The organism is Pseudomonas sp. GW822-FHT02E03 (genome assembly GCF_058802325.1).
Genome location: NZ_JBXAOA010000029.1, coordinates 1 through 12,521 on the forward strand (window position 1 = coordinate 1; position 12,521 = coordinate 12,521).

Genomic DNA, 12,521 nt, shown 5'->3' on the forward strand with positions numbered 1-12,521 from the left:
CTGCGTCAACAGTCAGAATCGAGCCTTGTCCCTCCTCCTCCCTTCAAGTCCTACCATACAAGCGAGCCTGCTCGCGATGGCGGTAGAGCATTAACCAAATTCTTCCGATCCGCACTTTCCAATCGCCCACAAAAAAGGCCGTTTTTATATAAAAACGGCCTTTGCGAAGTAGTTAAAGACCGGCGAAAAACACTTAAGTTCCGCCCAAAAAACAGTAACTTATAGAATTGTGCTCAAGTCGTGTTACTCGTCGGATTTCTATTGTCACAACCAGGACACAGCCTCAGGATCGCGCCGTCATCCCCTTGAGGTTCCTCTATGAAGTTCTCCTCGATTCTCTTGTTGTCCCTTGGCCTGGTCAGTGGCTTCGCTTCTGCTGGCGGCACCACCGAAGCAGGTGTGGGCGGCGCATTGGGCGGGGTTCTTGGCTCGGTCGTCGGTCAATCGCTAGGCGGCAGTACAGGTTCAACCATTGGCGCGGCCTTGGGCGGCGCGGGTGGTAGCGCAGTCGGCGCAGACAAACGCAGCCGTGGCGAAGCCGCCATTGGCGGTGCGCTGGGCGCAGCAGGCGGTAACGTGGTCGGCCGCAGCATGGGCGGCACCACCGGCAGCCTGATCGGTTCCGCAGCAGGCGGCGGCGCCGGTGGCGCGCTGGGTAACTACATGGGCAACAAGAGCGATGATGACGATGATCGTCGCTATCGTCGTGGTTATGATGATGACGATCGTGGTTACTACCGTCGCGGCCATCCAGGTCGTGGTCATGCCTATGGCCATCGCAAGCATAAACATCGCTATCGCGACTGAGGCTTGAATTGCCTCGTTTACCGGTAGATCAAAAAATCGCAGCCCTCGGGCTGCGATTTTTTTTGCCTCTCAGATCGCCAGTCGCTCCAACGCCCCGCGCAATCCGGCAGGAATCGCCACCGGTTGATTCGTGGTCCGATCCACAAACACATGCACGAAGCGCCCCGCCGCACAGGCATCATCTTCACCTGCCTTGAACACCGCCAATTCGTACTGCACCGAGCTGTTGCCCAACTTGTCGACCCGCAGGCCGATTTCGATCCGGTCCGGGAAAGCGATAGAGGCAAAGTAGTCGCAGGCCGAACTCACCACAAACCCCACCACCTCACCGTCATGGATATCCAGGCCACCGACTTCGATCAGGTAGGTGTTTACCGCCGTGTCGAAGAAGCTGTAGTAGGTGACGTTGTTGACGTGACCGTAGGTGTCATTGTCGTGCCAGCGTGTGGTGATGGGCTGGAAGTGCGGGTAGTCGGTGCGTTGGGGCATCGGGTTGGACATCAGTGTTGGTTCCTGGAGTTGAACAGCGAGTCTAAAACGAAAACCGCGTTATCGTTCTTCGCGAGCAAGCCCGCTCCCACATTGGATCTCAGTCGTGCGCAAAATCTGTGTTCGCTGGAGATCGAATTGTGGGAGCGGGCTTGCTCGCGAAGGGTCCTTCACAGACGCCACATAAAATCACACGTCAGCGAACCCTCGCCCCTCTGCCACCAGTTCACCAATCAACCGCGCCGGCGCCCAGTGATCGCCCTGCTTGGTCTCAAGCTGCAACAACCGCAGATGAATATCTTCCAACCCTTGCTGATCCGCCCAGGCCATCGGCCCGCCCTTGTCCGCCGGGAAGCCATAACCGTTGAGATAGACCAGGTCGATGTCATGCGCCGATGCCGCGATACCTTCCTGAAGAATCTTCGCCCCTTCGTTGACCAGCGCCAGCAAACAACGCTCCAGAACCTCTTCAGGGCCGATCTCACGACGCTGGAACCCCAACCCTTCGCTGACTTCCAGTACCAGCGCATCGACTTCCAGATCGTGCTCAGCCTGACGACTGCCCGGTTCGTAGTGGTAATACCCATCGCCACTCTTCTGACCAAAACGCCCCAGCTCGCACAAGCGGTTGTCCACTTGAACCTCCGGCGCATCCTGGCCTTTGCCAGCCAACTCCCGAGCGCGCCACTCCAGGTCGATGCCAACCACGTCGTACATGCGGAACGGCCCCATGGCGAAACCAAAACCTTGCAGCGCCGCATCTACCTGATAAGGCAAAGCGCCCTCCAGCAGCATCTTGCGCGCTTCGAGCACGTAGGGATGCAGCATGCGGTTGCCGATGAAGCCATGACAGTTGCCCGACACCACGCTGACCTTGCCCATGCGCTTGCCCAGCTCTAGCGCCGCATCAAGCACCGCCGGCTCCGTCTGGGCGCCGCGCACAATCTCCAGCAATTTCATGATGTGCGCCGGGCTGAAGAAATGCAGGCCCAGGACCTGTTGCGGACGGCGAGTGGCAGCCGCAATCGCGTCGATGTCCAGTGCCGAGGTATTGCTGGCCAGAATCGCTTCAGGTTTGAGCAGGCCGTCGAGTTCGCGGAAGATCTTCTGCTTCAACTCGAGGTTTTCGTAAACCGCTTCGATGACCAGATCGACATCGCGGATCGCCGCGTAATCGGCAGCCGCCGTCACCCGTGCAATGCGCGCATCCGCCTCGGCCTGAACGATCCGTCCCTGACGCACGTTGTGGGCGTAAGTCTCAGCCACGCTGGTCAGTGCCTGCTCAAGCATCTGCGGATTGTTATCGACCCATTGCACCGGCACCCCGGCGTTGGCCAGGCACATGACAATGCCACGGCCCATGGTGCCGGCGCCGATCACGGCGGCGCGCTGAATATCGAACGGTGTCTGGCTCATGGTTGTTCTCTTGTTAGCGATCCAAAGACAGTCCTCACCATAGTCAGGCGCCGGGCTTTTTTGAAATTTATTCCTGTGATGAGCGACATTCAGGGGATGGATAAGCTTTCAAAAACACCGATATTCCTGTGGGAGCGGGCTTGCTCGCGAAAGCGGTGTGTCAGGCAACATCAATGTTGAATCTGATGGCCCCTTCGCGAGCAAGCCCGCTCCCACATTGACGGTGCTTCAGCTTGGCAGGTGCGACTGGGACCAGTCGCGCACGTCGCGATACGGATAATCCTCCAACGCCGCAAACCCCGGAATCGAGCGCGCCTTGAGCTTGGTAAACAGCGGCACGCTGATCCCACACAGAAACCGTGTGACGCGCTCTGCCGATGGAGCACTCCCCGTGTGCTGCTCGTGCTTGTGGATAAAATCACCACATAGCGTCTCGAAATTTTTATCCACAAGCGCTGGCAATTCTGGCGGTGCCGGCAACCGCGCCACGTGACCGTGACACACGGAACAATGCCCGCACTGCTTCGGTGCGTTTTCGTCGCCGAAGTATTCCGCCAGGCGATAGCCCAGGCAGTGGTCAGTCGCGAACAGATCGAGCATGGCGTGAATCCGAGCGATCTCGGTGCGCTCGTGTTGGGTGAAGTAGGCGTGCAATTCAGCGCTCAGGGTTTGGGAATCAAAGTCCGCTTGCAGCAGGCTGTAGACCTCGGTCATCTGCTTGCTTTCAACCTCGACCCAGCCCTTTTCCTGGAAATAATCCAGCGCCTTGACCACCCGACTGCGCTCGGCGGAATACTGCTCATACAGCGCATCGAAATTCACCGTGGCCCAAGTCCGTGCGCGACTGGAGGTCTGGATGATTGCCGAGACGAAGTCCTTTCGCTCACCTTCAAATCGGGCAAGCAATGCTTCGGGTTCCTGCAAATACTTGAAGCGGTACTCGGCGTAATAGGCATAACGCGGGGCGATCATCGCGCGCAGTTCCAGCTGCACCAGCAAAGTCTTGAGCGGTAACTGGCGAATGTTGCTCTGATCGGCCAAAGGCCCCAGCAGAAACTCCCATTGCCCCTCGGGCGCAGTGGCTTGCAACTCGTCGAGCACGCAACGAATGCCGTCCCGTTCCGGCGTGTCGCCGTAGACGAAGTTTTCCAGCACGTTGAGGCTGTCGCGGTTGGCCAGCACCAGGCAATCGGATGGCTGCCCGTCACGCCCGGCGCGACCGATTTCCTGGCTGTAGTTTTCGATGGATTTAGGCAGGTCGAAATGCACCACATTGCGGATATCGCTTTTATCGATGCCCATGCCGAAGGCAATGGTGGCGACGATGCAGTTGGATTGCCCGCCCATGAACCGCCGCTGGATTGCTTCGCGCTGTTCGTGCGGCAAACCGGCGTGATAGGCCTCCGCCTGAATGCCGCTGCGGGTCAGATGCTCGGCAATGTGCTCAGCGGTTTTCTGCAGGGTGACGTAGACGATACTCGGCTGGCCGGGACGCTGGCTCATCCACTCGACAAGGCGTCGTCGCTTGTCCTGGCCGCGTACCGGTTCCACCAACAGATTGAGGTTGGGCCGGTAGAAGCCAGTGGTCACCACATCCTCGGGGGCGATGGCGAATTTAGCCTGCATGTCGGCGATCACCTTGGGTGTCGCGGTGGCGGTCAGCAGCAGCGCCTGAGGAATGTTGAACTGGCGTTGGTAGTCCGGCAGCTTGAGGTAATCAGGGCGGAAGTTGTGACCCCATTCAGAGATACAGTGAGCCTCGTCCACCACCAGCAGCGAGATCGGCACCTGCTGCAAAAAATGGCGGAAGCGCTCGTTCTTCAGGCGCTCCACGGAAATCATCAGAATCTTCAGCTCGCCGGACTTTGCCCGGGCCATCACATCGCTGGCGTCATCGCGGCTCTGGGCCGAATCGATACTGCCCGCCGCAATGCCGTGGCGCTGCAAGAACGCTAACTGATCCTGCATCAACGCCAGCAAAGGCGAGACCACCAGCGTCAGGTGCGGCAGCAACAAGGCCGGCAGTTGATAGCAAAGGGACTTGCCCGAACCGGTCGGGAAAATCGCCGCCGCCGAGCGCCCGGCCAACACAGCACTGACCGCCGCCTCCTGGCCGGGTCGAAACTGTGGGTAACCGAAAACCTGTTCCAGGGTGTTGTGCATAAGCTGTCACTCCGTTGACCGCTGCGAAGCCCAAAGCCTAGCTGGCGAACGCAGCGGGTCGAGAAAAGGTCGGGGGTAAAAACGATACTGGATGATACAGCGTCACCCCATTGATTCCTTCGCCACGGATTGAAACAAACGAGGCACTTTGCCCCCTGACATCAGCCCCTGTCAGCCGGTAAGGTTCACCCCGAGAAAAACCATCATCCGCGAAGTTTTCATCAAGGCAGGACGCCCGCACGCGGATTCTTATGAAGGAACAACCATGCCATACACTCAGTTTTTACCCATTGTCCTTGTCTTTGCATCTCTGCTGCTGAGCGGGTGCATGAAGCTCCCTGACGAACCTCCGCTCCTCGCTACGCCCACAACTCTGGGCGGCGCCTCACAGACTTAGTCATCGATTGACTGACGTCGGGTGGCTACGGCACCAACACCGCCACCCGCAACTGCTCATCCAGCGCCTGCTCATGAAACACCCGGCTCTTGCTCGCCCAAACTGCATAAGCCGGGCTGATTTCGCCCGTGAACGCCGCCGCCAACTGACGCAAATCAGCGACGTTGCGCACACGTGGGCAGAAGAGTTCGCCGTCGCAGTCCTGACTGGCATTGTGGTAGGTGACCAGCAACCGATCCCACAACCCCTCACGCACTTGCCTGACCGATTTGAGCTTCACAGCCTGCACACCCAGTCGCTGTTTCAGACCCTGTTCATCCAGTGCTTCGCTGGCCAGCAGCGCCTTGCCTACCATCAACACCTCGGCGCGGGATGCAGTGTCGACATCTGCCTGAGTGGTCAGGGCATCGGGCCAACCGGTGTGTTCGAGAGCCAGCGAATGACCCGCATCGGTAGCGCCCGCCATCCGCCAAACACCGGCCCATAACAACAAAATCGAGGCCATACGTAGCCATTGCATACCTAATTCCCTTTAAGAGTCGACTCAGACGTTTCGAAACGTCCTACAAAATCTGGCGCGCACCCTACGGAGGTTCAGTGCGCCACGCCTGACAATCCCGTAGGAATATCGACCTCTGGGGGGAAAAGCTTAAAAAATAGTCGGAACGTGCGTAGGCAAAGGTCGATAGCGCCGGTAAACCCCCTACAAAACCCGTCCATTTACGTCTTATTGCGACGCCTCGCCGCCGCCCTCTATAGTTTCCGACGCGGCTGAAAACACTGTGTCGGCCCGCCGGCGTGCCTGCCAGACTTCCCACAGGACTGATCTCGATGAACACGTTCAACTCTCTAACCGACCGTTATCGCCCACTCAAAACCAACTACAGCGATACCCCTGTGTTGGTCATCGACACCGAAGCCAATCCGCACGAGATTCTCGATGCCGCCCAGCAACGCATCCGCGCCGCCAGCGATCTGCTCGAAACACTCTATTGCCTGTGCTTCAAACAGGCTGACGTGAAAGACATTCCCAATATCGTCAACGCGCTTTACTTGCTGACCCAGGATGGCTGCCAACTTCTTGAAACCGCCAAACAACTCATCAAGTGAAACTTTCAAACAACAATAACTAACACCTTGCACAAAAACAGCAACAACTAATCACTTCACTATTCAAACAGCACAAACTAGCGTGTCAGCTCTTATATCAAGCAAGGGCAACACAAATGACTGTATTAACTATTTTCTTCTGCGGTACCGGCTCAACTAAATTCGACACCACTAATGCAAATTACTGGGACGGCGAACTGGTATCGACACTTGCCTCCCACCATCTTGGTCGAGAGTTCGCCGAATGGATCGTGGTCGATGGTCCCGGCAGCGGTAATCTGCAAGCCGACGATCTCTTTACCAAATCCGAGGAGTACGGTCTCAGCGGCACACTGTTCGGCAAAGGCTGGGAGCAAAACGTCCAACACGCGATCAACATCATCAAAGGGCAGTGTGACTGGCAGCGCGAGCAACTGACCGAAGAAGAATACAACCGCCTCAAAGCGGCCGGCATTCCCATCGAAGACGTAAAAGTTGAAGGCTCGTGGTTCTGGCGCAAATATAACTATGGCGATCGCAGCGTGACCCAGCAGGCGTTGCAAGAACAGATCATTAAAACCTTCCGCAAGGACGGCGTTATTCCCACCCAAGTAAACCTGGTGGGCTGGAGTCGCGGCGGCATTAGTTGCCACATGCTGGCCAACGCCATGCTCAAGGACACCGCACTTAAAAACATTCCGGTAAATATCTTTGCGATTGATCCGGTGCCTGGCATTGGCAACTTCCAGGACGACAAAGTCAAACTCGGTGCCAACGTCAAAGAATACGTAGGTTTCTATGCCCGGGACGAACGCTCGAAAGGCTTCTGCTGCGTCATCCCGCAAACTGCCACCGGCACCAAAACCCACATTTACCCCATACCCGGCCGTCACGCCACCGTGGCAGGCAACGCCTCCCCCGACGGCGTCAGCGGCCCGAAAACCCTGGCCGAGCCAGGCCGGTTCGTCCGCCATTTTGCCGAAGTCCGCCTTCAGCGTTGGGGCGTGCAACTGGACAAGTCATTGAACCTGACCCAGGCCGATCTGCAGAACCTTGGCAAAGCCATGGTCGACGCCGAAGCGAAGTACCGGCTGATGCACAATTACTCCTACACCTACTTCACCGAACTGGATCAAGGCGAACGCTACGTTTCGCTGGGCAGCAAAGGGGTCAACTTCTCTGCGGTGAAAGGCACGGTCTATACACCGGCGACTGGGCTGACGACCAGCGTGCTGGATGTTGCGGCGTATCAGCATATTTGTTGATCGGGTGTGCGGCGCAGGGTGAAAGCACTTCTGTGGTGGGCGCGGGAGTTCAAAAAACTGATGTAGAGGTGAAGTTGAATGACGGATGAAACGCGCGACAATGACTCTGAGGCGCAAATCGACAATGCGGCATACGAGGCATGGTTCATTCAGCAGGCACAGGCCAGCATCGATGATCCTCGACCGAGTATTCCGGATGATGAAGCCAGGCGTCTGATGGCAAAAAAACGCGACTTGTTGAAGCGGTCGGCAGATCGGTAGTAACGGCCTATCAAAGCTTCATCCCGTTCCTACAACAGAAGGCTCCTTGTCGACTATCGCGGCCCTGTAGCTCAAATCTATAGTCGTGACTGTCGCTGCCAAATCAGCGGCTCGGGCTTGGTCACCCGATGGAATACATAAACGCGTCCGTTGTATGCTGCCGGCACCTCAGTGTCTGCACGCTATATGGTGGCTGTGTTTGGGACGCCTTAAGGCGTGCCGGTCTTATGTATTCCTCCGGTTGACCAACCCGAACACAGTCCGCCTCCATCGCTTGGTCACGATGGCGGTGCTTTCATCTGATGCATTGGGAATACATAAAATGAATACATGGAATCCGCTCACAAACGATCGTTATCTACCGCTGCAAACCAACCTCACCGATACCCCGCCCCTGATCATCGACACAGAGGCCAATCCCCAAGACATCCTTGAAGCCGCTCTCCAGCGAATCCGAGCCTCTAGTGATCTCCTCAAAACCCTGCACTGCGTTTGCTTCAAACACGGCGACATCGAAGACATTCCCCACATCACCCACGCGCTTTACCTGCTGACGCAGGACGGCTGCGACCTGCTCAAGGTTGCCCAGCAACGCATGCTGAACTGGAAAGCACCAAGCTGATACCGGGTGAAGATCGTTCCCACGCTCCCGCGTGGGAATGCCTCCACGGACGCTCCGCGTTCGGCTCTTGGAACGCAGAGCGTCACCCATGGCGATGATCGAACACTCGCAACCCGAGACAACCGCGATGAGCGAATTAACGTTCAGACAAAAATCAGCTCACTACGAAAAAATGCGCCGCTCAAACTACTTGGCCAGCTTGCGGCTCGCAGGCTTCGACACGTCACCGACAGACCTCGAAAAACCGCTGCCTACTCGAGAAGAAGCGCTTGCCAAATACCGACAAGACAAAATCCAACGTCAGCCCTGACAGGGAGTTCCCACTTTTTCATGCGCTACAAGACAAAAAAAACAGGTAGTCAGGGCTATCGAATTTCTTCCCGGTGAGCATCGACTTCGTGGACTACGACGCCTATCGCTACTTTCAGCCGGAAGGGTTTGATGTGTTTCTCAAGCGTCGGGCCAAGGGTCGTGGCGACAAAGTCCCGCTGACTATCGGAATGCTCTACAACGCGATCAAGGTGCAACGGTGGGACACTGAGAAGTTGGAAGGCATCTGTTCGAACGCGTAAGTGGCATTATTCTGGCTGTTTAACGCTTTTTCAGCTGGAATAATGGCAGTTGTATTTCTGATGGTCCGAATCGCGCCCACAAAAAAGCCGCCCTCAAAGGGCGGCTTTCTCTTACCTCAAACCACTACCGATACTTACAACTTCGGCCCAGCAGCCTTGATCGCGTCGCTCACGTCGAACTTCTTGAAGTTCTCAACAAACAACCCAGCCAACGCTTTAGCAGCTTCATCGTAAGCAGCCTTGTCAGCCCAGGTGTTACGTGGGTTCAACAGGCCAGTCTCAACGCCCGGTACGGCCAGTGGCACGTCCAGGTTGATAGTGTCGAGGTGTTCGGTTTCAGCACCGATCAACGCGCCGCTCTGGATCGCTGCAATCACGCCACGGGTGGTCGGGATGTTGAAGCGTTTGCCGACGCCGTAGCCGCCGCCGGTCCAGCCGGTGTTGACCAGGTAGACCTTGGAGCCGAAGCCGCGGATGCGTTTGATCAGCAGTTCTGCGTATTCGCCGGCCGGGCGCGGGAAGAATGGTGCGCCGAAGCAGGTGGAGAAGGTCGACTTGATGCCGCTGCCGGAACCCATTTCGGTCGAGCCCACCAGAGCGGTGTAGCCGGACAGGAAGTGGTAGGCCGCTTGTTCTTCGCTGAGGATCGACACTGGCGGCAGAACGCCGGTCAGGTCGCAGGTCAGGAAGATCACAGCGTTTGGCTCGCCACCGAGGTTCTTCTCGGAACGCTTCTCGACGTGCTCCAGTGGGTAGGCTGCGCGGCTGTTCTGGGTCAGGCTGCCGTCGGCGTAGTCAGCCTTCTTGGCGTCGTCCAGCACAACGTTTTCCAGGACTGCACCGTGCTTGATGGCTTTCCAGATGACGGGCTCGTTCTTCTCGGACAGGTCGATGCACTTGGCATAGCAACCGCCTTCGATGTTGAACACCACTCCCTCGCCCCAGCCGTGCTCGTCGTCACCGATCAGGTAACGGCTTTCATCGGCGGACAGGGTGGTCTTGCCGGTGCCCGACAGACCGAAGAACAGGGTCACGTCGCCCGCTTCACCGATGTTGGCAGCGCAGTGCATTGGCAGCACGTCGGCGGCCGGCAGCAGGAAGTTCTGCACCGAGAACATGGCTTTCTTCATTTCACCGGCGTAGCGCATGCCGGCGATCAGCACTTTCTTCTGGGCGAAGTTGAGGATCACGCAGCCATCGGAGTTGGTGCCGTCACGCTCTGGCACGCATTCGAAGTTGGCGACGTTGAGAACTTGCCACTCTTCACGACCAGCCGGGTTGTACTGGGCCGGGTTGATGAACAGGCAACGACCGAACAGGTTCTGCCAGGCAGTCTGGGTGGTCATCTTCACGGCCAGGTAGTGCTCTTCGGCAGCACCTACGTGCACGTGGGAAACGAAATGCTCTTGCGCGTTGTTGAAGGCCTCGACGCGAGCCCACAGGGCATCGAACTTGTCGGCCGGGAACTTGCGGTTGATCGGGCCCCAGGCGATGGCGTCCTGGGTGGTCGGCTCTTCAACGATGAAACGATCGACTGGCGAACGGCCGGTACGGTGACCGGTGCGAACAACCAGCGCGCCGGTATCGGCAAGCTCGCCTTCACCGCGCTTCAGGGCTTCTTTAACCAGATCATCAACACTCAGATCGGTGTACACGGCGTTATTGGCTTGCGTCATGAGGTTCCCCGTCGGCCAGTGGCCGAGTGCTCCAAACGTTTTGTAGTAGAAAGTCGTGCACTACTACCGCGAAAAAAGTGGGCCGGATTATGCCAGAAAAGCCCAAAAAGTGTAGGGCCCTCCCGTCAGAACGGCGTTATTCCGGCGTTAAGCAGTGAATTTACCTGCACTGAAACGTTTTAGTGACGGGTATCTGACGGCGTATCGACCCCTGCACCCGCAAACAATTGGGTGATATCGGCTGCGTCGAACAGGTAACGTTCGTTGCAAAACTGACAATCGATCTCGATGCGGCCGCCATGTTCGACGACCAGCTTCTGAGCATCTTCCAGACCCAAACTGACCAGCGCATTGCCCGAGCGTTCCCGGGAGCAACTGCAATGGAAGCGTAGTTTCTGCACATCGAACAGGCGCACCTGTTCTTCATGATAGAGGCGATGGAGCACGGTTTCGTTGTCCAGGCTCAGCAATTCATCGGCGGTCAGCGTGCCGCCCAGCGTGGTGATGTGTTGCCAGCTGGCGGCGCGTTCCTCTTCGTCTTTCAGCCGGTCGGCAGGCAATTGCTGCAGCAACAGGCCACGGGCACGACGGCCATCGGCGTAGAGCCAGAAGCGGGTATTGGTTTGTTGGGACATGACGAAGTAGTTGGTGAAGCAATCGGCCAGGGTTTCACCGTCGAGATCGACGATGCCCTGATAGCGCTGGCCCTGAGTCGGGTCGACGGTCAGCGCCAAGACACCATTGGGCATCAGGTCGGCGAGGGTCGCATCCGGGGCAATCTGGTCGGCTTCGTAACGAGCCAGGCCACGAATTTCGCGCTCGCTGGAGCACTCGATCATCAGCAACGGCACCGGGCCTTCGGAACGGGCCTGCAGAATCAGCAAGCCATCGAACTTCAAGGTGCCAACCAGCAACGCTGCCGCCGCCATCAGCTCGCCCAGCAATTGCGCGACCGGCTCCGGATAGGCGTGTTTGGCGAGGACTTCGGCATAGCTACGCTCCAACCCAACCAGCTCGCCGCGGGTGTCGCTGTCATCGAAGATGAAGCGTTGGGTGTAGTCGTTATCCGATAGATTGGTCATAGGTCTGGGTATCTGAAAGGGTGACAAAAAAGAAAAATCGCGTCATTTCCGCATTTTGGGGCGGGAAAAGTTCAGCCGTAAGGGCATTTTATGAACAATCCGGGGTTGTTCCAAGCAAGGTCAAACCTCGGTTTTCGACGAACGGTATTTTCATTTTGCCGCTGTCGAGTACACCCATATGGCTGCACAGGTGCGCGATTGCAAGTCTGTGCCCGACGGCGATCACTACTCGTCGTTGCTGTTACCGCGAAACTTGAACAGATCCCGGCGCTGCTTCTTGCTCGGTTTGCCATCGGTGCTCACGCCCAACGCCCCGGCCTTGCGCATGGCCGCAGCCGCTTCACGTTTGGCGATGCTGGCTTCGGTTTCGGCATACAGCGCCTGAGCCTCCGGCGCGCCACGACGCACGATCGACAGCGCCTGGACCACCACCGTGCGCTCCTCGAAGCCGGTGCGAATCTGAAACTCATCGCCGACCCTCGGCTCCTTGCCTGGCTTGCAGCGCTCACCCCGGCAATGCACCTTGCCACTCTCAATCGCGGCCTTGGCCAAGGCACGTGTTTTATAAAAACGCGCGGCCCACAACCATTTATCGAGACGGACCTTGTCGTCCTCTTCGCTTTTTTGTGCCATTGGATGACCTCATTCTGAAATATCGATGAACTGTACTACCGTTTCTGTC

Annotated in this window: 14 protein-coding genes and 1 pseudogene; 8 read left to right on the forward strand and 7 right to left on the reverse strand. The window is 57.4% G+C overall.

The genetic code is table 11. The features are described from left to right. Both AC1RQB_RS20125 and AC1RQB_RS20130 read left to right on the forward strand, forming a co-directional pair. Nucleotides 1-225 (forward strand): hypothetical protein (locus AC1RQB_RS20125; RefSeq protein WP_493095022.1); only part of this gene is annotated, 225 nt, incomplete at its 5' end. A gap of 93 nt (nt 226-318) precedes the next feature. Then, nucleotides 319-807 (forward strand): glycine zipper domain-containing protein, encoded by a 489-nt coding sequence (locus AC1RQB_RS20130; protein WP_063341957.1) that lies wholly within the window; start codon nt 319-321, stop codon nt 805-807. A gap of 69 nt (nt 808-876) precedes the next feature. On the opposite strand, the gene AC1RQB_RS20135 is transcribed toward AC1RQB_RS20130, so the two are convergent. The 4 genes from AC1RQB_RS20135 to AC1RQB_RS20150 all read right to left on the reverse strand — a co-directional run bounded on the left by AC1RQB_RS20135 (nt 877) and on the right by AC1RQB_RS20150 (nt 5,792). Continuing rightward, on the reverse strand, nt 877-1,308 hold the full coding sequence (locus AC1RQB_RS20135; protein WP_063341956.1) for an acyl-CoA thioesterase: 432 nt from the start codon (nt 1,306-1,308) through the stop codon (nt 877-879). A gap of 177 nt (nt 1,309-1,485) precedes the next feature. Beyond that, on the reverse strand, nt 1,486-2,712 hold the full coding sequence (locus AC1RQB_RS20140) for a 3-hydroxyacyl-CoA dehydrogenase (RefSeq protein ID WP_063341955.1): 1,227 nt from the start codon (nt 2,710-2,712) through the stop codon (nt 1,486-1,488). A 228-nt stretch (nt 2,713-2,940) separates the two neighbouring features. Continuing rightward, on the reverse strand, nt 2,941-4,875 hold the full coding sequence (locus AC1RQB_RS20145) for a RecQ family ATP-dependent DNA helicase (protein WP_063341954.1): 1,935 nt from the start codon (nt 4,873-4,875) through the stop codon (nt 2,941-2,943). A 422-nt stretch (nt 4,876-5,297) separates the two neighbouring features. Continuing rightward, nucleotides 5,298-5,792, reverse strand: coding sequence for a hypothetical protein (locus tag AC1RQB_RS20150; protein WP_063341953.1), 495 nt, complete (start codon nt 5,790-5,792; stop codon nt 5,298-5,300). A gap of 311 nt (nt 5,793-6,103) precedes the next feature. Here AC1RQB_RS20150 and AC1RQB_RS20155 point away from each other — a divergent pair, with 311 nt between their 5' ends. From AC1RQB_RS20155 to AC1RQB_RS20180, 6 genes and pseudogenes are all read left to right on the forward strand, one after another. Then, nucleotides 6,104-6,382 (forward strand): hypothetical protein, encoded by a 279-nt coding sequence (locus AC1RQB_RS20155; RefSeq protein ID WP_008005212.1) that lies wholly within the window; start codon nt 6,104-6,106, stop codon nt 6,380-6,382. 116 nt (nt 6,383-6,498) lie between these two features. Further along, entirely contained in the window at nt 6,499-7,626 is a 1,128-nt protein-coding gene (locus tag AC1RQB_RS20160) for a hypothetical protein (protein WP_063341952.1), read from the forward strand. 78 nt (nt 7,627-7,704) lie between these two features. Next, complete coding sequence (locus AC1RQB_RS20165) at nt 7,705-7,887, forward strand: antitoxin PaaA2 family protein (protein ID WP_063341951.1); 183 nt, start codon at nt 7,705-7,707, stop codon at nt 7,885-7,887. Nucleotides 7,888-8,209: 322 nt separating this feature from the next. Further along, nucleotides 8,210-8,509, forward strand: a complete 300-nt coding sequence (locus AC1RQB_RS20170; RefSeq protein ID WP_063341950.1) for a hypothetical protein — start codon at nt 8,210-8,212, stop codon at nt 8,507-8,509. A gap of 127 nt (nt 8,510-8,636) precedes the next feature. Continuing rightward, entirely contained in the window at nt 8,637-8,819 is a 183-nt protein-coding gene (locus AC1RQB_RS20175) for a YhfG family protein (RefSeq protein ID WP_063343910.1), read from the forward strand. A gap of 79 nt (nt 8,820-8,898) precedes the next feature. Further along, a pseudogene (locus AC1RQB_RS20180) lies at nt 8,899-9,081 on the forward strand (DUF1493 family protein); the annotation flags it as partial. A gap of 134 nt (nt 9,082-9,215) precedes the next feature. On the opposite strand, the gene AC1RQB_RS20185 reads toward AC1RQB_RS20180, so the two are convergent. From AC1RQB_RS20185 to AC1RQB_RS20195, 3 genes are all read right to left on the reverse strand, one after another. Next, nucleotides 9,216-10,757, reverse strand: coding sequence for a phosphoenolpyruvate carboxykinase (locus AC1RQB_RS20185; RefSeq protein WP_063341949.1), 1,542 nt, complete (start codon nt 10,755-10,757; stop codon nt 9,216-9,218). A gap of 179 nt (nt 10,758-10,936) precedes the next feature. After that, nucleotides 10,937-11,839 (reverse strand): Hsp33 family molecular chaperone HslO, encoded by a 903-nt coding sequence (gene hslO / locus AC1RQB_RS20190; protein ID WP_063341948.1) that lies wholly within the window; start codon nt 11,837-11,839, stop codon nt 10,937-10,939. A 225-nt stretch (nt 11,840-12,064) separates the two neighbouring features. Next, nucleotides 12,065-12,472 (reverse strand): RNA-binding S4 domain-containing protein, encoded by a 408-nt coding sequence (locus AC1RQB_RS20195; RefSeq protein ID WP_007903079.1) that lies wholly within the window; start codon nt 12,470-12,472, stop codon nt 12,065-12,067. Between the last annotated feature and the right edge of the window lie 49 nt (nt 12,473-12,521).